Origin of the sequence: Kitasatospora kazusensis (genome assembly GCF_039529945.1) — a bacterium.
Taxonomy (GTDB): Bacteria; Actinomycetota; Actinomycetes; order Streptomycetales; family Streptomycetaceae; genus Kitasatospora; species Kitasatospora kazusensis.
The window spans coordinates 60,556-80,884 of the sequence record NZ_BAAANT010000033.1 but is presented as its reverse complement, the minus strand read 5'-3'; the positions used below and the strand labels follow the sequence as shown (position 1 = coordinate 80,884).

At 71.7% G+C, this 20,329-nt stretch carries 13 protein-coding genes; 5 read left to right on the top strand and 8 right to left on the bottom strand.

Features of this window, described 5'->3' with window-relative positions; translation table 11 throughout:
- Positions 1–627 precede the first annotated feature (627 nt).
- Together ABD330_RS24010 and ABD330_RS24005 are read right to left on the bottom strand one after the other, a co-directional pair.
- A complete protein-coding gene (locus tag ABD330_RS24010) occupies positions 628–1,860 on the bottom strand; it encodes a TIGR02679 family protein (RefSeq protein WP_344468037.1) in 1,233 nt (410 codons plus the stop codon).
- A complete protein-coding gene (locus ABD330_RS24005; protein WP_344468036.1) occupies positions 1,857–5,549 on the bottom strand; it encodes a TIGR02680 family protein in 3,693 nt (1,230 codons plus the stop codon). The genes ABD330_RS24010 and ABD330_RS24005 overlap by 4 nt, the downstream gene beginning before the upstream one ends.
- 199 nt (positions 5,550–5,748) lie before the next feature.
- Here ABD330_RS24005 and ABD330_RS24000 point away from each other — a divergent pair, with 199 nt between their 5' ends.
- Positions 5,749–8,970: a Tn3 family transposase gene (locus ABD330_RS24000; protein WP_344468035.1), complete on the top strand. Its 3,222-nt coding sequence runs from the start codon at positions 5,749–5,751 to the stop codon at positions 8,968–8,970.
- Here the strand turns inward: ABD330_RS24000 and ABD330_RS23995 are convergent.
- Entirely contained in the window at positions 8,959–9,786 is an 828-nt protein-coding gene (locus ABD330_RS23995) for a hypothetical protein (RefSeq protein WP_344468034.1), read from the bottom strand. The genes ABD330_RS24000 and ABD330_RS23995 overlap by 12 nt on opposite strands.
- A 189-nt stretch (positions 9,787–9,975) precedes the next feature.
- Here ABD330_RS23995 and ABD330_RS23990 point away from each other — a divergent pair, with 189 nt between their 5' ends.
- Positions 9,976–10,929 (top strand): recombinase family protein, encoded by a 954-nt coding sequence (locus ABD330_RS23990; RefSeq protein WP_344468033.1) that lies wholly within the window; start codon positions 9,976–9,978, stop codon positions 10,927–10,929.
- Between the two features lie 22 nt (positions 10,930–10,951).
- On the opposite strand, the gene ABD330_RS23985 is transcribed toward ABD330_RS23990, so the two are convergent.
- From ABD330_RS23985 to ABD330_RS23975, 3 genes are read right to left on the bottom strand one after another with little or no spacing between them, the layout of a single operon-like run.
- Positions 10,952–11,458: a hypothetical protein gene (locus tag ABD330_RS23985; protein ID WP_425555622.1), complete on the bottom strand. Its 507-nt coding sequence runs from the start codon at positions 11,456–11,458 to the stop codon at positions 10,952–10,954.
- Positions 11,459–11,474: 16 nt separating this feature from the next.
- Positions 11,475–12,689 carry a TIGR02678 family protein gene (locus ABD330_RS23980; RefSeq protein ID WP_344468032.1) on the bottom strand — a complete coding sequence of 405 codons (1,215 nt, stop codon included), beginning with the start codon at positions 12,687–12,689 and terminating at the stop codon, positions 11,475–11,477.
- A gap of 34 nt (positions 12,690–12,723) precedes the next feature.
- On the bottom strand, positions 12,724–14,238 hold the full coding sequence (locus ABD330_RS23975) for a TIGR02677 family protein (RefSeq protein WP_344468031.1): 1,515 nt from the start codon (positions 14,236–14,238) through the stop codon (positions 12,724–12,726).
- A gap of 150 nt (positions 14,239–14,388) precedes the next feature.
- On the opposite strand from ABD330_RS23975, the gene ABD330_RS23970 reads away from it, so the two are divergent.
- From ABD330_RS23970 to ABD330_RS23960, 3 genes are all read left to right on the top strand, one after another.
- Positions 14,389–15,618 carry a hypothetical protein gene (locus ABD330_RS23970; RefSeq protein WP_344468030.1) on the top strand — a complete coding sequence of 410 codons (1,230 nt, stop codon included), beginning with the start codon at positions 14,389–14,391 and terminating at the stop codon, positions 15,616–15,618.
- Positions 15,602–16,372, top strand: a complete 771-nt coding sequence (locus ABD330_RS23965; RefSeq protein WP_344468029.1) for a hypothetical protein — start codon at positions 15,602–15,604, stop codon at positions 16,370–16,372. The genes ABD330_RS23970 and ABD330_RS23965 overlap by 17 nt, the downstream gene beginning before the upstream one ends.
- A 422-nt stretch (positions 16,373–16,794) precedes the next feature.
- A complete protein-coding gene (locus tag ABD330_RS23960; RefSeq protein ID WP_344468028.1) occupies positions 16,795–18,246 on the top strand; it encodes an amidase in 1,452 nt (483 codons plus the stop codon).
- Between the two features lie 24 nt (positions 18,247–18,270).
- On the opposite strand, the gene ABD330_RS23955 is transcribed toward ABD330_RS23960, so the two are convergent.
- Positions 18,271–19,281, bottom strand: a complete 1,011-nt coding sequence (locus ABD330_RS23955) for a TauD/TfdA family dioxygenase (protein ID WP_344468027.1) — start codon at positions 19,279–19,281, stop codon at positions 18,271–18,273.
- A 45-nt stretch (positions 19,282–19,326) separates the two neighbouring features.
- Complete coding sequence (locus tag ABD330_RS23950) at positions 19,327–20,289, bottom strand: hypothetical protein (protein WP_344468026.1); 963 nt, start codon at positions 20,287–20,289, stop codon at positions 19,327–19,329.
- Positions 20,290–20,329 lie beyond the last annotated feature (40 nt).

The following is a 20,329-nucleotide window of genomic DNA, read 5'->3' as shown; positions in this document are numbered from 1 at the left end:
CGCCCGCGAGGTCTACCGCACGCTCACCAGCACACCAACCGAACGAATCACGCAAACCGACCTTGCTCCTGCGGCTTGACGTCTATAGGAGCATCCGCCACACTACGGGGAGACTTGTCCGGGACCCGGCGGGCACCGCAGCCATCCGCCGGTTCACGCAGACGGGACAGACAGCCGAGGTCCAGGGTGTCCGTGCCCGCGATCGACAGCGAGCCCTCGGAGGACGTTCCGGCGTTGATGACTACCTGGTGCCGGCGGGTCGAGCCGGCCTGTACGCCGGGTACTCCACCGACCCCACCAGGTCGTCATCGACACCGGCATCCGCCTGGTTGCCGCGGTACGCCGGCCGGTCCCGGGCAACCACAACGGCCGCCGGGCGTGGGCCGAGTCCGAGTGGCAAGCCACAGACCTCGCTCACTCCCGGCTGTGCCGGGATCTCAAGGCCGTCGGGTGGATGCTCCGCACGCTCCAGCGTCAAGCTCCGCACCAAGGTCACCCGCGGCGCCCGTCCACACCGGGATCACAGCCGAACAATAGGACCCGGTGGCGTCCGATCCGCCCGGCACGCCGGCCCGGACGGGGCTACGCCCAAGGCCGACGGTAGCCCTCAGGCCATCGGACGGATTGTCACTGCACTCCGTGCCGGTGCTCCGCCAGGTCGTCGAGGAGGAGGTCGGCGACCACCTCCTCGACGACTGCGGTACGCAGTTCGGCCATGGCGTCGGCGAGCGCCCGGTCCCACGGTGCGGGCGTGAGGCGCCCCGGATCGGGGCCGGCCGGGACGCGGGGCGCGGCGGCCCGGTAGTCGTCCGTCGCCATCCGCCAGGGGGCAGCCCCGGTCCTGGCCAGGACGTGGGCCGCGATCCGGATGCCCTCGCCGTCGAAGTCGCCGTGGTAGCGCAGGGAGGCGCCTTCGTCGGCGAGTCGGCGCAGCAGGTGGATCACGGCGGTGTTGGGCCAGCCGGAGGTGCAGACCAGCGGCGGGCAGTGGCGGCCGAAGCGCTGGAGGGCCAGGGCGAGCACGCTGGGGTTCTCGGTGACGTGCACCGGCCCAGGGGAGCCGCTGAACTCACCGGGTGCGCGCAGTTGGGCCAGGGTGAGGCTGACGGGGTGGCCGGCTCCGGCGCAGATGCGGGAGATCCTGGCGACCGGGCCGTCTCCCCCGGGGCGCAGACCCACGACGAGCACGGTGGCGGACAGTTCGTCGTCGGCCACGCCGGCCCGGCCCCACAGTGCGCGTCGCCCCTCGGCGCCGTCGGGCACGTCGGTGCCGTACAGCGCCGCCAGGGCGCGCAGGACGAGGGAGGACAGCCGGGTGCCGTCGTCGAGGGCGTGGGAGTCGCCGTCGAGCAGGCGGGCGGCGAGGACCGGCAGTGGCTCGCCGCCGGCCGGGAGTGCGGCGAGGACCCTCAGCGCGGCGGCCAGCAGGTCCCGGGTCCGGTCGGGTGAGCCCTCGGCGAGGCCGTTGGTCCGCAGCTGGCCGACCCACTCCAGGAGAGCGGGCTGGGCGGTGACCACCTCGTGACCGGCCAGCCACCCCCACAGGGCGTCGCGTTGGCCGGTCTTGCGCTCGCGCTCGGCGGCCCGGTCGTGGATCGGGCCGAGGATCACGGCCACCACGTCCCGGAGGGGCCGGCCGCAGGCGTCCCGCACGGCACCGTCGAGTGCGGCGAGGGGGATCGCCGGTTCGGCGCCGGGCAGCCGGTCGAGCCCGAGGAGGTCGGCCAGGGCCTCGCGGCCCGCCTCGTCGAGCGGCCCGGACCGCACCCGGCTGACGGGGCGGCCAGTTGACAGGCGGTCGTGGACGGCCGACCAGAGCGGCCGGAGCCCGGGGAGGTCCAGGGGGTGGCGGTCCGTCATGCCGGTCCGTCCGGGTCGGCTTCGTCCGGGTCCGTTTCGTCCGGGTCCGTTTCGTCGGACAGCAGATCGGTGCCCGTCCAGGTGAAACGGGCGCTGGTGACGGCGTCGTCGCCGTCGCCTCCGGTGATCAGCTGGTGGACGGCGATGCCGGAGAGCTCCCGGTAGGTGCACCACTCGTGGTCGGAGGTGAGCACCAGGTCGAGGTCGAGCGCCGCGAGGAGGCCGAAGACCTGCCCGCGGTTGACCGTGTCGACGCCGACGAAGACCTCGTCGAGCAGGATCAGCCGCGGGGACTCCGGTACCGCCTCGTAGTGGGCGGCCACCGCGGCGAACAGCGGCAGGTGGAGGGCGATGGCCTTCTCTCCGCCCGAGAGCGCGCCGTGCAGCTTCTTGGTGAGCAGCTGCCACCCGCCGCCGTTGGCGCGGTCCAGCTTGACGACGAACTGGTGCCAGGCCGTGTAGTCGAGGACCTCGGCGAGCTGTTCCTCCCAGGTCGCCGCCGTGTTGCGGGTCTTGGCCTCGTCGATGCGGCCCCGGAAGAAGGCGTGCAGGGCCTCGCGGTCGGCTTCGGTGATCCGGGCCGGGTCCTTGAGCAGCAGTTCACGGGCCGTCCGGGTGCCGGCCGGCAGGTCGGGGTGGATCTGCCACACCAGGCGGACGGCCACCCGCGACGCGGTGCGGACCCGTTCGAGGTGACCGTTCATCCGCTCGACGAGTTCACCGGCCTGGCGGATGCGGGAGGCGAGGTGGCGGCGGGTGTCGCCGGTGAGCGTCCGGTCGAAGAGGCTGCGTTCGGCGGCGGTGATGTCGTCCCGGCTGCGGTCCCGGTCGCCGGTGAGGATCGTGAGGAGGCCGGTGGCACCGACCCGGATGCCGTCGATGGTGGCGGTGAGGACGTGGATGTCCTCCTCGGCTTCGAGTTCGAGGTCCGCACGACTGCTGAGGCTCTGGCGGGCTCGGTGGACGGCCTCGGAGAGGCGGTTCAGGGAGTCGCCGAGGTTCCTGGTGCCGTGCGGCAGGGCGGGCCAGGCGGCGGCCGTCTCGCGCGCCGCTTCGAGGGTGGCCCGGGTGCCGTCCCCGGGGGTGAGGACCAGGCCGAGTCCGGCGTCCCCGGGGAATCCGAGGACGCACAGGCGCCGGAAGCCGTCGGCGGCCTCGTTGCGGGCGGCCACGGCGGCGTCGTGCCGGGCCTTGTCCTCGGCCATGGTGGCGCCCAGTGCGCCGATCCGGCCTGCGAGTTCCAGGAGCGTCCGGTTGCCGCTGTCGATCTCACGGCGGGTCCGGTCGAGTGATGCCCGGAAGTCGCCGATCCGGACGGCCACTTGGCGGTAGTCCTCCCCGACGGTGCTCTCGACCGCCAGGAGCGCGGACCGGAGCCCGCGGGCGGCGGCCTCGGCGTCCGCGGCCTCGCCCTGGCTCTCGGCCGCCGCGCCGTGGGACGCCTCGGCGTGGCCGCGGGCGGTGTCCCAGGCCTGCCGGGCGGCCGTCCAGGCGAGGTGGGCGTCGAGCCAGACGTCGGCCTGTTCGCGCAGCGCGTCGGCCGCCGCGGCGGTCGCGTCCAGGGCGGCGCGCTCCGTCGGCAGGGCGTGCTCCGCCGAAGCGACGGCGAGCGCCCGCAGCGCGGCCCCGACCGCGTCCTCCTGCCGCGCGAGCCGTTCGACCGCCTCGCGTACGGCGTCCTCGCGGGCGTCCACCTCGGACTCGGACCCTTCCCAGGCACGCTTGGCCTGCTCCACCTCCCGGTGCTGCGGCCGGGAGCGGAGGTCGTTGCCCAGACGCGTCCGGCGGTCGGCGAGGGCGCGCAGCCGCGTCTCGAACCCGGTGACGGTGGCGTCCGCCTCGGTCAGTTCGGCGGTGAGCTCCGCGATCCGCCGTGCTCTGGCGCGTTCCCGGGCAGCGGCGCCGATGTGGCCGGACTCCTCCTTGGTCCAGGAGCCGATCGCCAGCGCCAACCGCCAGCTTCCGTCGGCGGCCACAGCGGCCGGGTGGCCGGCCGGGAGTGCGGGGCCGTAGGCGATACCGGCGAGCAGCCGCTCCACCCGGCCGGGCGGCACCGGGCCGTCGGGGTCGGGCGAGAGGACGTCGAGCAGCGAGCGGCCGGGGGCGGGTACGGCGGACGCCGGGTCGGCCAAGGTGTCGTGGCCGACGACGAGGCCGCTGTCGGGGGTCATCCAGGCGTCGAGCAGGCCGGCCGCTTCCAGGGCCGCTTCGATGCCTGCCTGGTCGGCGGGCGGCACCTCCGGCCGAAAGTCCACCAGGCTCCACAGCGGCGCCCCCGGCAGTACCGACCGGTCGGCCGTGCGGGTGCGCGGCGGGACCGGCCGGAGACCGGCCGCGGCCGCAGTGCGTTCCAGTTCCCCGACGACCCGGTCACGCCGGGCGCGGGCGTCGTCCCGGCCGGCGCGGGCGGTCGTCTCCTCGGCGGTGACGGCGCTCTCCGCCGCCCGGGCGGCGGCCTCGACCAGTGCGACGACATCCGTCTCGACGGCGGCGCGGCACGCGAGTTCCTCGGGGTCGTCGATGGCGAGTTCGGTGCAGTCGGCCGTCGCCCACCGGCGCAGCAGCTCGGCTTGGACGTCGACGGCGGTCTCGTACGCCTGGGCGTTCTCCGTGAGCCGCGAGGTCGCGCCGCTCAGATGTCCGCGCGCCGTGTCGAGGTACTGCTCCGCCGTCGTCCGGTCCGCGACGGAGCGCTCGTGGCGCTCGACGGCGGTGCGGACCTCGGCGATCCGGCCGTGCCGCGAGACGACCGCGCCGCGCAGCAGGCGGCGTGCCCGGCGCCCCTGCTCCTCGGTGCCCCCGGACGGATCCGGTGCGGTGCCGAGCAGCGTCTGCACCTCGGTGCAGACGGACTCCATGGCTGCTCGCCTCGCTGCGCCCCGTGTCTCCTCCCGGGCGGCGCGGGTGTGTTCGGCCCGCTGCTCGGAGCGCAGCCGCGCGGTGTCGGCACGCTCGGCGTCCTCGGTGGCCGCCGAGACCTTCCGGTCGGCGGCGGCGCGGGCCCGGGCGGCGGTGCGGCCGGCCTGGTCGGCCCGGCTGCGGAGCTGGTCGAGTTCCTGCCCCTGCCGGTAGACCTCGGAGCCGAGCAGTCCTTCGACGGCGCCGTCGATCTCCTGCCGTCGGTGTTCGAGCTCCTCCTGTGCCCGCCTGCTCTCCTCGCGCCGGCCCAGGGCCGCGGTGTGCTCCTCCTCGCTCCTCCTGGCGATGCGGGCGAGGTTGTCCGTCTCGGTGGTCGCGGAGATGAGCGCCGCCGCCCCGGCGCGCAGGACGCGCTGGGCGTAGCCGCGTTGCTGGTTCGCGACGGCGGTGGCCGCGGCCACCTCGTCGTCCAGGGTCTTCAGGTGTTCGCGTTGGCGGTCGAGGCGTTCGAAGCCCTCGGCCAGTTCGGTGATCTCGCCCTCGCCGAGCGGAGGGAGGGCCCGCGAGAGGAGGGATGACAGCAGCGAGGGGTCGAGGCGCTCGGAGAGCTTGGGGGTGCGGAGCTGGAGCAGTGCGGTGATCAGGGCGTCGTAACGCTGCTCGCTCAGCCCGGGGAAGAGAGTGCTGCGGACCGTGTTGCGGTAGTCGGTCGGTGATCCGTGCAACTCGCCCCGGCCTTGGAGGGCTTCGGCCAGGGCGGCGCGGGTGAGCGGCTGGCCCGCGTCGTTGACCAGGGAGGGGTCGAGCCAAGATGCCTGCGAAACCCACATTGAGATGATCATGGAGCGTGAGCCGCTGGCGTTGGGCTGCGGTGTCGGTGGGGAGCGGGATCAATATCATCCGACCGCCGGTCCTGTCCTGGCTTGGGGGGTACTTTCTCCCCGTTTGATGATCGCCGGTGAAGATGCCCGCGCGGGCGTAGGTCTCCCGTGGTCATGTCGGCATGGGGATTGGGTGGGGCGACGGGAAATGACGTCGATCGAGCGGACGGCGTATCCGCGGTTCAAGCGGCTGATCACCGCGCGTGAGCTGCATCTGTTCTTCTCGCCGAGCCGCGAGGAGGTGCTGTGGTCCCAGGAGCGGGCGGCCAGCGAGGACCATCAGCTGTCGCTTCTGCTGCTGCTCAAGTCCTACCAGCGGATGGCCCGGTTCCCGAGGTGGGACGAGGTACCCGAGATGGTGGTCGACTTCGTCCGCAAGGCGGTGGAGCTGCCGGAGGGCACCGTGGCGGGGCGGTACGCCTCGGTCCGCACGGCGGAGGCTCACCGCGTCCTGGTGCGCGGCCGGGTGGAGGGGGTGCGCTTCGATGCGGCCGGCGCCCGCCAGGTGGCGGAGGAAGTGATCCGGGCGGAGGCCGCGTCGAAGAACAACCCGGCGGACCTGATCAACGTGGCGCTGGAACAGCTCGTCCAGAAGGGGCTGGAGCTGCCGGGGTTCTCGACGTTGGACCGGATGGCGATGAGCATCCGCGCGGAGGTGAACGGCGACATCTTCACCCTGGTCGCCGGGCGGATCGAGGAGGACGAGCGCGCCGGCCTGCTGCGGCTGGTCACCGTGCTGGGGCTGGACCGCAAGACCATGTTCAACCAGCTGAAGAAGCCCGCTCAGCGAGCGACCTGGTCGAACATGAAGAAGCTGGCTGAGCACCGGAAGTGGGTGGATGGGCTGGGCGACACCGGCGCGTGGCTGGCGGGCCTGGCAGCGGCGAAGATCGCGGACTTCGCCGGGGAGGCGGAGGCGGCGGACGCGGGCGTGATGCAGGACTACGCCGAGGCCAAGCGGATCACGTTGATCGCGTGTCTGGTCCACAAGGCCCGGATGCGGGTGCGCGACGACCTGACGACGATGTTCACCAAGCGGGTGGCGATCAAGTCGAAGCGGGCCCGCACCGAGCTGGAAGAGATCCGCGGCCAGCAGCAGGCGATCGTGGAGGGCCTGGTCGCCAACTACCGCACCTTGCTGCGGCAGGTCGACACCGACGGGCCCGCGCAGACGGCGCGGGCGAAGGCCGGCGCGCTGACCAAGGAGACGCTGGACGCGCTGGAGGGCCTGGACGAGGAGTCGGGGGCCTCGGAGGTGAACCGGCGCCTCAAGCGTCGGGTCGCGACGTCGTTCCTCAAGCTGGCCGAGGGGCTGATGGTGCAGTCCAACGGCCTGTTCAGCGTGACGTCGGTGGTGGACGACTTCGGCGGGTTCGGCGCCCAGTACGAGCAGATCGAGAAGGTCTCCGCGCACCACGGCGACAACTGGGAGGTGCTGCTGCACGGGCACCTGAAGGCGGACCGGGCGGTGATGCTGAACCTGCTGGAGAGCCTGGACCTGGTGGCCACCAGCGAGGACAGCCGGGTGCTGGACGCCTTCAAGCACCTGCTGCGGTTCAGGAACTCCCGCGACTACATCCCGAAGCAGGGCCAGGACGACGAGGGCCGCGACACCGGGGTGGTCGACATCCGCTTTGCCACCCAGAACTGGCAGAAGATCGTCCGCGACCGCACTCGGCCGAGCTCGTACGTGCGCCGGCACTTCGAGGCGATGGTGTTTGTCAACCTCGCCGAAGAGCTGCGGTGCGGCGACATCGCGGTCACCGGCTCGGAGGAGTACGCCGACTGGAGCCAGCAGCTGCTGGAGTGGCCACAGGTGGAGGCTGCATTGCCGGACTACCTGGTGGAGGTCGGGTTCCGGGAGCCCGGCGACGACAGCCCGTTCGACGCGGCGGCCTTCCGCACCCAGCTGCAGGACCGCCTCACCGCCGCGGCGGCAGCCGCCGACTCCGGTTACCCGGACAACGAGGGCCTGTTCATCGACCCGAAGACCGGGGTGCCGACGCTGGAGAGGTACAAGGCGGACGAGCGGCGCCCGAGCGCGGTGAAGCTGGAGCAGGCCATCAAGTCCCGCCTGCCCGAACGGTCCCTGCTCGGCATCCTGGCCCGCACCGCGTACTGGATCGAGTGGTGGAGGCGCTTCGGGCCGGCCTCCGGACACGACCCGAAGCTCAAGGACCCGTTCGGCCGCTACGTCATCACGACCTTCGTCAACGGCACCAACATGGGCCCCTACGACGCGGCTCGGCACATCAACGGGGTGAGCGGGCACGAGCTGTCCGCCACGGCGAACCGGCACTTCTCCATCGCCAAGCTGAACCAGGCGATCACCGACGTCGTTAACGCCCACGCCCAGCTCGACATGGCCCGAGCCTGGGGCGACGGCACGGCGGTGGCCGCCGACGGCACCCACATGGACACCTACCTGAACAACCTGGTCGCCGAGACCTCGGTCCGCTATGGCCGGCCCGGCGGGATCGCCTACCACCACATCGCCGACACCTACATCGCGCTGTTCACCCACTTCATCCCGTGCGGGGTGTGGGAGGCCGTCTACATCATCGAGGGGCTGCTGAAGAACGAGTCCGAACTGCAGCCGACCACGATCCACGCGGACACGCAGGGCCAGAGCTTCCCGGTATTCAGTTTGGCCCATTTGTTGGGGTTTGAGCTGATGCCGAGGATCAGGAACTGGAAGGACCTGGTGTTCTTCCGCCCGACCAAGCAGACCTCTTACGTGCACATCGACGCGCTCTTCGGCGAGGCCGGGCGCAACGTCATCGACTGGGACCTGATCGAGTCCCACTTCAAGGACCTCATGCGGGTCGCGCTGTCGGTGCGCGCGGGCAAGGTCTCCTCCGTGCTGCTGCTGCGGCGTCTGCGCTCGGGCTCGCGCAAGAACGCGCACTACACGGCGTTCCGCGAGGTCGGCCGCGTGATCCGCACGATCCAGCTGCTGCGGTACCTCACCGACCCGCAGATGCGCCGCCGCGTGACGGCCGCCACCAACAAGGTCGAGGCGTACAACGGATTCTCCGAGTGGGTGCGCTTCGGCAACCGGGGCGTCATCACCGACAACGACCCCGTTGAGCAGGAAAAGGCGGTGAAGTTCAACGCCCTGCTCACCAACTGCCTAATCTTCCACAACACCCTGGACATCGCCGAGGCGGTGCGCGAACTGCAGGCCGAGGGCTGGAAGGTCGAGCCCGAGGACCTGGCCGAGGTCTCGCCGTACCTGACCGAGAAGATCATGCGGTTCGGCGAGTACTCAACCCACGAGCTCGACCTGGCGCCGGAGGCGTACGAGCCGCGCCTGGACGTCGACTTCACCAGGCTCGGCCCGGACACCGACAGCGGGCTACTCTCCTGAGAGCGCCCCCTCCGTCTGCGTGACGGCGAGTTGGACATCACCGAAGTAGGCCAAGTCCCAGGCTGCGACGCAGGTGGTGCCGGGCTGGTTGGGTCCTCCGGAGGAGATGCCAGGCCGATCCCACGGCCGGTCCAGGTACGGCGACCAGATGTGCGCACGAAGCCGGGGATCACGGACCGGGGCGAGGAGGCGGTCCCGCTCGTTCGCCGTCTCAGTCGGCAGTTCCCGCTCGCTCGAAAACAGGTCCGGCGGAAGCGCCAGGATCGCTGCTTCGTCAGGGCCGGGCCGCAGCCGGTCGGGGCCCTGCTTCCCGCGGATCGCGGTCAGCAGTGCGTCCCGGAGGGTGCCGTCGGTGACGACGCGGAAAGACACGCAGACGGTGAACGTGTCGTCTTCGAGACCAGACACGACGTCGGCCGGACCCAGGCCGTGCTCGGTGAGTACGGTGGCCAGCTCATCGCCGGTGACCGTGCGGCATGACTCGGCGACCTTGTTGGACTCGGGCCGTGCGCCGAACGCCCGCGAGAGAGCCGATTCCGCGGTGAAGTCGAAGTCGAAGACGGACCGGGCGAGGTCCAGGCTCCAGTCGAGGGCGAGACAGATCTGCAGCAGCGCGGGCCGGTCGCCGTCGTCGCCCGGCCCCCACGTTCGCCTCAGCGAGTCGGCGTCATCGAGCGTTCCCCACACCCATTGCTCGATGAGTGCCTTGTTGATGTAGTACAGGGCGTACTTGGCTTCGGGGTCGAAGCTGTCCACTGGCCTGCCGAGCAGCACAGAGAACGCTGCCGTCAGATCCTGCTCCCAGAGATCGGTCATCTGATGATCCTAGTCGGGCGGCGCTCAAGCCCAAACGCCTCGTGGATCCCACAAATGACCCTTTCCGGGAGCAAGATCGGAAACGGCCGCCGGAGTCGGTCCGGATGCCCGATCGGTTCTCAGAACTCGTTCTCACTCAAGTGACGGCGGACCCTCGTTCTGGGAATGGTTTGTGAGAGGATTTCGGGCGTGACGGACCCTCAGGACACCATCGAGAGCGACGCCGACGACGTCGAGCGCCACGACTGCCCGCGCTGCGGCGTCCAGCCGGGATCGCCCTGCCGCTCGCGCTCGGGCGCGGTCGCCGGGATCTACCACACCGGCCGCTTCAAGAAGGTCGCCCGGCTCGCCAAGCTGCTGCGGGTGCCGACCCCGACCGGCCGCGGCCCCGGCCAGCCCTGGCGGCCCGGCACCCCGCCGCCGACCGCGCCCGAGACGGACACCCCGGGCGCGGACATCCGCATCGGGTACGCCCGCTGCAGCCACCTCACCCAAGAGCTGCAGTCGCAGCTGGACGCCCTCAGCGCGCACGGCATCCCGCGCGACAAGATCTTCTCCGAGAAGATCAGCACCCGCATCCGGGTCCGCCCTCAGTTCGAGGCCGCGCTCACCCTGGCCCGCGAGATCAAGGCCCACGCCCCGCACTGCCGCGTGCTGTTCACCGTCTACGAGATGAAGCGGCTCGGCCGCGACGCCGCCGAGCTCACCGCGCTGGCCGACCACCTGACCGCCCACGGCCTGGTCCTGGAGATGCTGGCCGGCCCGCTGCCCGGCATCTACGACCCGTCCGGCCCCGGCCGGATGCTCTTCGGGTTCTTCGCCGCGATGGCCGAGACCGAGCGCGAGAGCATCCGTGAAGCCACCCTCGAAGGACTCGACGCCGCCGCCCGCAAGGGCAAGCACGGCGGCCGGCCCCCCGTCATCACCGACGACATGCTGCACACCGTGCTGCGGCGCCGGGCGAACGGCGAGTCCGTCGAGAAGATCCGCACCGACCTGATCATCCCCACCGGCAAGCGCAAGGGCCACAACCCCGGCCTGGCCAGCATCTACCGGGCGCTCGCCGAGCACGAGAAGCGCCAGGCGTACCCCGAAGCCGTCGAGCGAGCCCACGCCGACTTCGCAACCCTCCAGGCCGACTGACAGCGAGTCATCCCGCCTGGGATCAGCTCTGCAAGATCATCTCAATGTGGGTTTCGCAGGCATCTTGGCTCGACCCCAGGGAGAGGCCGCCGGGGCGGTCGATCCGCGCGCCGGTGGTGAAGTAGTCGACGGTGACGCCGGTGGTGTGCACGCTGGCCTGGAGTCTGGCGCCGCAGGTGAACCGGACAGGGCCGCCGTCGCCACGGACGAACTCCAGCCACACGTAGCCGACCCGGGTCTTGCCCGAGGTGCCCTCGCCCATCAGGTTCCAGTGCATGGTGCGCTCGGAGCCCCCGAAGGTGGACAGCCGGTTGGGGCGCAGGCTGGCGTCGAGCAGGAACGGCAGGAGTACCTCCAGGGCCTTGGACTTGCCGGTGCCGTTCTGCCCCCGCAGGAGCAGCCGGCCCTGGTGGAAGGTGAAGGTCTCGTCGTAGTAGCGCCAGACGTTGAGGATGCCGGCCCTGGCGGGCAGCCAGCGCGCGGCCGCCGTCGGGAGTGCCGGGCCCGGCGGGAGCTGTGTCACGGTCATCGGAGGTCTTCCCTGGTCAGGTTGCGGGACCGTCGGTCACGGTGGTCCGGTAGCGGAACGCCGCGGGCCGGGGGACGGTGCGGTCGCCGACCCGGCGGGCCAGGCCGAAGTCGCCGAGGACGCAGACGGCATCGGCCGCGAGGCGCTGCGCGCCGTCCTCCGACTGGTAGCTCTTCGCCCACTGGGGGAAGCGGCGCAGGAGTTCCTCCGCCTCGACGGTGAGCTGTTCCGGTGTCAGCCCGTCCGGCGCGGCCGTCAGCGGTTCCAGCAGGAGCAGGGCGGCGACGCGGGCCGTCGCGGAGTCGTCCGGGAAGCGGCTGTCGGTGGCGATCCCGTCCGGGTCGACGAGCAGCAGGCCGTCGGCCCGTTCCTCCAGCACGAAGCCGCCCTGCTCGGCGGCGCGCCGGACGATCTGGCGCCCGGTCGGCGAGGTGAGGTAGGCCAGTTCGTCGGCGCCGAGCTCGTCGTGGTGGAGGACGGGATCGTCGAAGAGCCGGCGCAGCACCGAGTGCCGCAGCCGGAGATTGCGCTGCGCGTCGGAGGCGTCGGCACCGCCGTACCGGCTCTCGCGCACCGTGCCGCGCAGGAGTTCGTCGAAACGCAGTGGTACGTCCTCCACCGGAACGGCCAGCCGGGACGGCCCGACGGGCGCGGCGAGCAGGCGCACCAGTACGGTGGCGTCCACCCGGTAGAGGACCTTGGCCTTCGCCGAGTCGGCGAAGCTCTCGGTGACGCCGTCCACGGTGAGGAGTGCGCCGTACGCCTCCAGCAGCTTGAGGACGTCCACGAAGGCCATCCGCTCGGATCTGCTCGCCGTGTCGAAGGGCGGCAGCGCCTCGTCGGTGGCACAGGCCTGGACGACCCGGTCGGCGAGCAGGCCGACCGTCGTCACCGGGACCGGGAGCAGCTCGGCGGCGACGACGCACAGCAGCGTGTAGCGGCGGCGGTCGAACGGAGCCTTGCCGGACCGTGGCCGGCGGGCGGGGCGTGAGGCGTCGGGGACCGCCCGGATCTTGAGCAGGCGCGCGTACCCCAGGCGCGGCTCCACCGCCAGCTGCCAGCCGCAGTGGTAGTCGAACCACTTCGTCAACGGGGCCTGCCGGCGACGGATCAGCTCGAAGGCGGGCGGGTCGCCGCGCTCGGTGATCAGTGGCCGGCCGAGGAGCAGCCTGATACCCCGGGCGACGTCCTGCCGTTCCGCCAGGACCAGCTGGTTGGCGAGGGTGCTCATGCGCCCCTCCTGACGGTGACCGCGCTCGGCCGGCTCATGCGATGTCCTCCCGGGTGGCCACCCGTGGGGAGCCCGGGCTGCGGATCTCCACCAGGTAGTCGGGCCCCTCCAGCCGGCCTCGGGAAGTGTGCAGGACGGCCCGACTACCGTCGGGAAGCGCCCGGAGCACGATCTCGACGCGGCCGTCGGAGGTCACCGCCCGACGCGCTCCGCCGGCGTCCGGACGCACGGCCAGCGCCCGGCCGAGGAGGTCGAGCAACCGGTCGAAGACGGTGCGGTCCAGCGTGCCGAAGCCGGAGAGCCGCACCGGGCCGTCGGTGCCCAGGACCTCCCAGGCCGTTTCGAGTTCGGCGCGCTCCTTCCGGGCCCGCTCGGCCCGGGCCGCTCTGATGCCGCCGATGTCGCGTACCCTTCCGGTCCGTGTGAACCGCTCGGTGCGGCCGCTGGTGCGCAGCAGGGCCGACACCTGTACCGGCGGCGTCTCGGCCCATCTGCCCGAGGAGGGCACCAACTCCGGGTCGGGGTGCGCGAGATGGGCGTGGCGGGCCGGGCCGAGGCCGAAGGCGGCCGACCACAGGCGGTGCAGGTCGTCCTCGCCGGGCGCTGCGGCGAACCAGCGGGCCAGCTCCCGGAAGTCCTGGACGGCGCTGGACGAGCGGCGCCGTGACTCGGTGATCCGGTCGAGGACCTGGAGGAGCGTCACGATCGCCCGCCGCGCCACGTCGTGCAGCTGGTCCACCCGGGGGCGCGCCCCGTCCACCGGCCGGAACCAGGCCCGCAGCCCCTCCCAGCGCGCCCGGCGCCGCTCCAGCCAGGCCGGCGCGGGATCGCCGTCGGCGACCGGCGGCAGCTCGGCTCCCCGCAGCGCCCGCTCGTGCAGCAGGCTCACCCCGCGGTGCTCGACGCGCTCCACGGCGGTGGCCACCGTCTGCGCCCGCTGGTCGAGGTTGACGAGGAACTCCTGGAGATAGGCCACCGTCGCGGCTTTCACCTCGCGAAAGGTCGCCAGGTCCGCGCCCTCGGCGCGCAGCAGTCGCTGCAGCTCGCCGTTGAAGGCCTTCATGTTGGCCAGCAGCGCCTCCAGGTGGCCCTCCAGCTCCTGCAAGGTGGTGAAGACCCGGCGGTCCGACGACGTGGGATCACCCAGCAGGACGTACAGTTCGTCGAGGCGGTCCGTGATCGCCTCCAGCACCGCCGTCTGGAGCGCTCCCGTCGAGGCGAGTACGGACAGGGCGTGCTCGACCCCGGCGAACGCGGCCTCACCACGCCGGGTGAGCGAGTACTGGAGGTTGCGGCGCTCGTACTCCTCGGCGGTGCGGTAGTTCTCCGCGTGGTTCTGGACGACGTCCAGCAGCTGCCACTCCCTGAGCTTGCGCAGCGCCTCCTGGAGATCGTCGTCGTGGACCGCGTCGAGCCAGCCGACCGTCCGCAGCCGGGTGCGGACCTCCTCCAGCCCCAGTGCGGTCTCCAGCCGCTCGTTGGCCGCGCCGAAGGCCTGCAGGATCGCTCCGTAGAGCTCGGCCCTCTCCCCCGTCGTGAACCGGAACATCTCCGGCGGCACCCTGCGCAACGGCTCCCCTCCCCGGAGTCACCAACCTGCCAACGGGCACCACAGTACCGTTGCCCGTCGTCGAGCCCCGTGAGAGCATCAGGGCTTTTGAGCAGTCCGCCGAGGTCCGCGAAGGGCAGGTACCGTTTGATGCGCGCAACAGAGCCGACAGAAGCCCGTATCGAGGATGCGGGCAGCCTCTTGGTCGCGCCTGCGACGTTGCAGGACAACGACCTGGTCAGGGACTTCTTCGGGTCCGTGATCACGCCGGAGGACCTTGCTTCCGGCTCGCCCGACCTCGCCCGGAGGACCGTCTACCTGTGTGGTGACACATCAGGGATCAGCAGCAGCCAACTGCAGGCGGCTGACCGGGTGTTCGTCGTCCGGGAGCTGTCGCACGGTCACTGCGGGGACGCCGGCCGGCCTTGGCCCCTCGTCGACCTGGGCCGCGTGCCCGTCCGGGTGCACGGCGTCGGCGTGTACTACCGCCGCTTCTTCGGGCTCGACGCCGGTCACTTCGGGCGGATCCGTGCGGAGCATGCGTTCCAGTCCCTGACGGAGTCCACCAAGCCCGGCGCGGCCCATCGCAGCGGAATCTATCTGACGCCCGTCACACGCAGCGGCGACGACCTGCATTTCCGCCTGCTCCGGTGCTCGACGAACCTCTCGGGGCCGACCGAGGGCTTCGGCCCGACCGACACGGACATCGCCGACGCCCTGAACCGCGAGGCCGCCACCGTCTTCCGGGACCAGGCGCCGCTCAATCACGTCCTCGCCCAGACGTACCACAACACCCTTGCCACGCCTGAACGCAAGCAGTCCAAGGCCAGGATCTCGGCCCACGCCGACAAGACCAAGGACATGCCGGCCAACGGCATCATGGCCTTCTGCACCTTCTACGACCGGCTCGATGGGCTGCGGCCCCTGGCCGAGGACGCCTTCGACTACGGCGTGAAGAGTGCCAGCGGGCTGACCAGGCTCCACTTCCGCCTCAAGGAGCCGGTCGAGGAGCGCGACGGTGTCGTGCTGCCCCCGCAGTTCACCGTGACCCTCTATCCCGGTTCCGTGTTCTTCATGCCGCTCTCCACCAACCGTCTGTACTCCCACGAGATCCGGCCCTCGGCACTGGACGCCGAGCTGCTCCCGACCCGCCTGGGGTACGTGGTGCGCTGCTCGGACGCCGAAGCCGTCCACAGGCACGGCCGGACGTTCCTCAAGGTGGCCGGAGATCTGGTGGAGCTGGGGCCACCCACACCGGAGGGCATGGACGAGCTGCGCAGGCTGTACGCCGAGGAGAACCGGACCTCGTCCTTCATCGACTACGGCGACGAACTTCTCTTCAGCATGAACACGGGAGACTACCTTGCGCCCCGAATCTAGGATCCGGGACGAGGTCCTCTCGTGCACTCTGCCGATCAGGGAGAACCTCTTCGCGGAGCTGTCCACGTCGGCTCGCCTGGAGGACACCGGGAAGGGCCGGCGAGGCGCCGTACTCGTCAGGGCCGACGAGGCGGGCGGCGTACCTCTGGTACGTACCACCACTCGCTACGGCAGCCCGGCACAGCACTTCCGCGCAGCACATGACCGGCTTGCACGGCAGGTTCAGGAATGCACGGCGCTCCCGGTCGGCTTCAACAACGCCCTCATCGAGATCTACACGAACGCCTACCGGACCATGGGCGGCCATTCCGACCAGGCCCTGGATCTGGCCGACGAGTCGTTCATCGCCGTCTTCTCCTGCTACGAGAATCCCGAAGCGGGCCCGCCCAGAAAGTTGATCTTCGAATCAAAGGAGGGCGACGGCGAGAAGTTCGAGATCCCCCTCGCCCACCACAGCATCGTCGCGTTCTCCGTCAGCTCGAATCGGCGGCTCAGGCACCGAATCGTCCTGGACACGCCCGCCCGGGCGGCGGACAACCAATGGCTGGGCGTGACCTTTCGAACGTCGAAGACCTTCGTCCGCTTTCGCGACGGACATGCGCACCTGCCGCAAGGTCCGCGCCTCCGGCCGGCCGACGAGGAGCAGCGGCACGAGTTCTACCGACTGCGACGCCGTGAGAACCACGAAACGGACTTCACCTACCCCCTGCTGACGTACACCGTCAGCGACAGCGACCTGACGCCGCCCGTGTGACCTCGGGAAGTGGGCAGCACGCAGCTCCCCCACTCCGTGCCACCCTGCGACCGGGGGCTCCTGCGGAATCCGTTCGTCCGCCGGCGGGGCAGCGTGCGAGGATACCGACGCTCTTCAGGAGGGGTTGTCCGATGTCCGAGCCGATGTCCCAGCCGACGTCCGAGCCGCTGTCCGGGCCGCTGTCCGGGCCGCTGTCCGTCCGTCGTGTGCTCGGGGCCGGTCCCTTCGCCGAGATCGGCGAGCCCACGGTTGCTGTCCGGTGCGAGGCGAGCGGGCTGGCTGGCTGGCTGGCTGGCCGCAGATCGTGACGTGAGGGCGGTTTCTCAGCCGCCGGGGCGGAAGCCGACGAGTACCGGGACACCTGTTCCGTTGCGCGAAGCGGCATTTCGTGGCCTGTTCCCGAGGCCGCTACGGTCGGTTTCATGGAGTGGAACTTTAAGACGGCCGAAGAACTTGCGACTGCCCTGCGTGCCGGTGACGTGACCTCGGCGGAACTGACCGACGAGGCGATCGCCCGTATCGAGCGGGACGACAGAGCGATCAACGCGATCTGCGTGCCGGACTTCGACCGTGCGCGGGCCGCCGCGCGCGATGCCGACCGGGCGCGCGCCCGCGGTGAGGACCGGCCGCTGCTCGGCATTCCGGTGACGGTCAAGGAGTCCTACGACATCGCCGGGCTGCCCACGAGCTGGGGCATGCCGCAACACCGGGACCACCGGCCGGCCGAGGACGCGGTGCAGGTGTCGCGGCTCAGGGCCGCGGGCGCGGTGGTGCTCGGTAAGACCAATGTGCCCTTGGGGCTGCAGGACATCCAGACCTTCAACGAGATCCACGGCACCACCAACAACCCGTGGGACCACGGTCGCACGTCGGGCGGATCCTCCGGCGGATCGGCGGCGGCCCTGGCGTCCGGATTCGGCGCACTGTCCATCGGGTCCGACCTCGCCGGTTCGCTGCGCACCCCCGCGCACTTCTGCGGCATCTACGCGCACAAGCCGACACTCGGACTGGCGGCGACCCGCGGCATGGCCCCGCCGGCCACGCCGGCCCTGCCGGCCGACCACGACCTCGCCGTCGTCGGTCCGATGGCGCGCAGTGCCCGCGACCTCACGCTCCTGCTCGACGTCATGGCCGGACCGGACCCGCTGACGCACGGTGTGGCGTACGACTTGACGCTGCCGCCCGCGCGCCACGAGCGGCTCTGCGACTTCCGGGTCCTCGTCCTCGACGAGCATCCGTTCATTCCGACCGGGGCCGCGGTGCGGGCGGGCGTGAACCGGGTGGCCGACGCGCTCGCCGACGGCGGCGCCCGCGTCGAACGGCACAGTCCGCTGCTGCCCGATCCGGCCGAAGCCGCCATGCTCTACCGGCAGTTCCTGTTCTCGGGGTCCGCTGCGCGTTTCCCCGTCGAGGAGCACGAGCAGCTGCGGGCCCGCGCCGCCGGACTGAGCGCGGACGACCGGAGCCTCGAAGCGTCGCTGCTGCGCGGCATGGTGCTCAGCCACCGCGACTGGATCGAGGCGAACGGCCGTCGCGAGCTCCACCGTCAGGGCTGGCGGCGGCTCTTCGCCGAGTTCGACGCCGTGGTGTGTCCGATCACGCCCACTCCCGCGTTCCCGCACGACCACAACCCCGATCCGCTGGGACGCCGGATCGACATCGACGGCGTCGAGTACCCGTACTTCGACCAGCTCGTCTGGGCCGGTGTGGCCACCATGCCCGGCCTGCCCGCCACCGCCGTACCGGCGGGCCGGTCCCCCGAGGGCCTGCCGGTGGGAGTGCAGCTCATCGGTCCGATGTTCGAGGACCGCACCCCGCTGCGGCTGGCCGAACTGCTCGAACAGAGGATCGGCGGCTTCCGGGCACCGGAGTAGAGCGTACCACCGGGTGTCCGCAGCCTACGGGCGGCCTCCGGTGGCGAGTACGTGGCCGTCCTGGGGGCGGTGGTCGCGGGAGCGGCGCAGGTCGGTGGTGACGTAGGTGCGTTGCAGCCAGCGGTCCGCTCCGTCGTACCGGGGCTGGAAGGCGGTGCGGCCGTGGACGGTGACGCGGTTGTCGAGGATGACGAGGTCGCCGGGGGTCAGCCGCAGGGTACGGGCGGTCGCCTCGCAGGCCCGGCCGAATTCGGCCAGGGCCGCACCGGCCCGAGGGGTGAGCGGAGTGGTCACGAGTTGGGCCATCCGGATGTCGGGATCATCGGCCGCCCCCGACAGCACCGGCCGGGGCTCGGCATCGGGGTCGGCCGCGCCGAGGCCGAAGGAGGGCGGCGGGGTGGTGACGAACTCCGGTGCGAACAGCACCTGGCGGCCAGCTGCGGTGACGAGCGGGAGTGCCTGGCGGAGGCCGGCGACGCGCATGCCGGCGACCCGGTCGTGGTCGGCGCGCAGGCACAGGAAAACCACGTAGTCGGGTGGGTGGGGGTGGAAGCCGTTCTCGGTGTGGAAGGACAGCGGCACCGATCCGGCGTTACCGTGGAAGGTCTCCTGCCCGGGCACGGGCACGACGTCCTGCACGAGGGCGCCGGACTTCTCGGCCAGGTAGGCGAGCGGCTCGCCGAGCCCGCAGGCCACCATGGTGAGCAGCGCGGCCGGGACGGCGGCCCGGCGCTGGACCGAGCCGGGCACGGCCGGCGTCGGGGGCAGGGCCGCCTGATCGACGGGCAGGCCGCCGATCACCAGGGTGCCGTGCGGGCCGGAGTGCCTTCGGAACCGGCGCACCCCGCGGCGCAGCGGCAGGGGGAGGGCCTCCCAGGCGTCCCGGGCCCGGGCCACCCACTCGGGGCTGTCGACCTGGACGGGCCCGCCGGTGCACAGGGTACGGGCCAGCCGTTCGCAGGCGTCGGCATCGGCCGGGTCAAGTTCCCAGTCGGCGGCGGTGGTTCGAGTGGTGCCGGGCGTCGTCTCGGGCATCAGGGTCTCCTGCCGGGGGTCGGGCGGGCGGACGGACGCGCGGACTCACGAGTGGCGCAGGCCGGCCACGGCGTCGGCGATGTAGTGGTCGCCGAATCGGATCAGGGAGGCGTACTGGGCCGCGCGGCGGTGGCGCATGAGCCGTAGTTCGGCGACGGCGTTGTCGGGGCCCTCGGGTTTCTGGGCGATGGAACGGCGCAGATGCACCATCGAGTAGGCCAGGGTGACGTGCCGTTCACCGTCCACGATGTCGGCCTCCAGGAGAGCTCCCCGCGCCTCGGCCAACTCAGGTGCGCGAGAGGCAAGTTGCTCGTAGGAGTCGGGAACCTCCGACAGCAGGTCCTTCATCGCCGCCCGGAACAGCCGGTATCCGCGATGCTGGCGCCCGCTCAACGGGACGTCCACCGACGGAGGTGCCATGGTGTGACGTATCTCCGCCATGTAGTGGTCGGCCGGGATCGCACTGGCGTGGGCCATGGCCGCCGGGAAGCCCCGCACGTACACCGTCGCGTCCGCCAGCCGCAGCAGCGCGGCATCGCCGTCGCCGTGCCGCAGATGGCGGGTGGCGTCGGCCACGGCGACCGCGGCGCAGACGTTGAACAGGACATGGACCTGGTGCCCGACGAGCCACCGGGCACTCCACTCGCTCTCGGGCGACGCCCCCGCACCGGGCTCGGGGACGGCCACCGGCGGGACGGGGTCAGGGCCGGCGCCCGGCCCGGCACCGGTGAGGTCGAGCACCGACTGCCGCATCCCGGCCACCTCCAGCGCCAGGTCGGCACCCGACAGCGGAGCATCACACAGATCCTCCAGACCGCGGTGGACGACCAGGACACCGTGCAGGGCAGCCTGCTGGTCCGACAGTTCCACTTCACGGACCCGGAAGAACGACTGACTGGTCGACTCCGGCGGCAGCGCCTCACCGGCCACGGCCGGAGCCAGCGCCGACAGTGCGGCCGCCAACTCACCGGCGACGGCGGCGGCCTGGCGCAGCGCGAGGGTCCGCACGACAGGTCCGGCATGGGTCGCCACGCCGGCCAGCACGCAC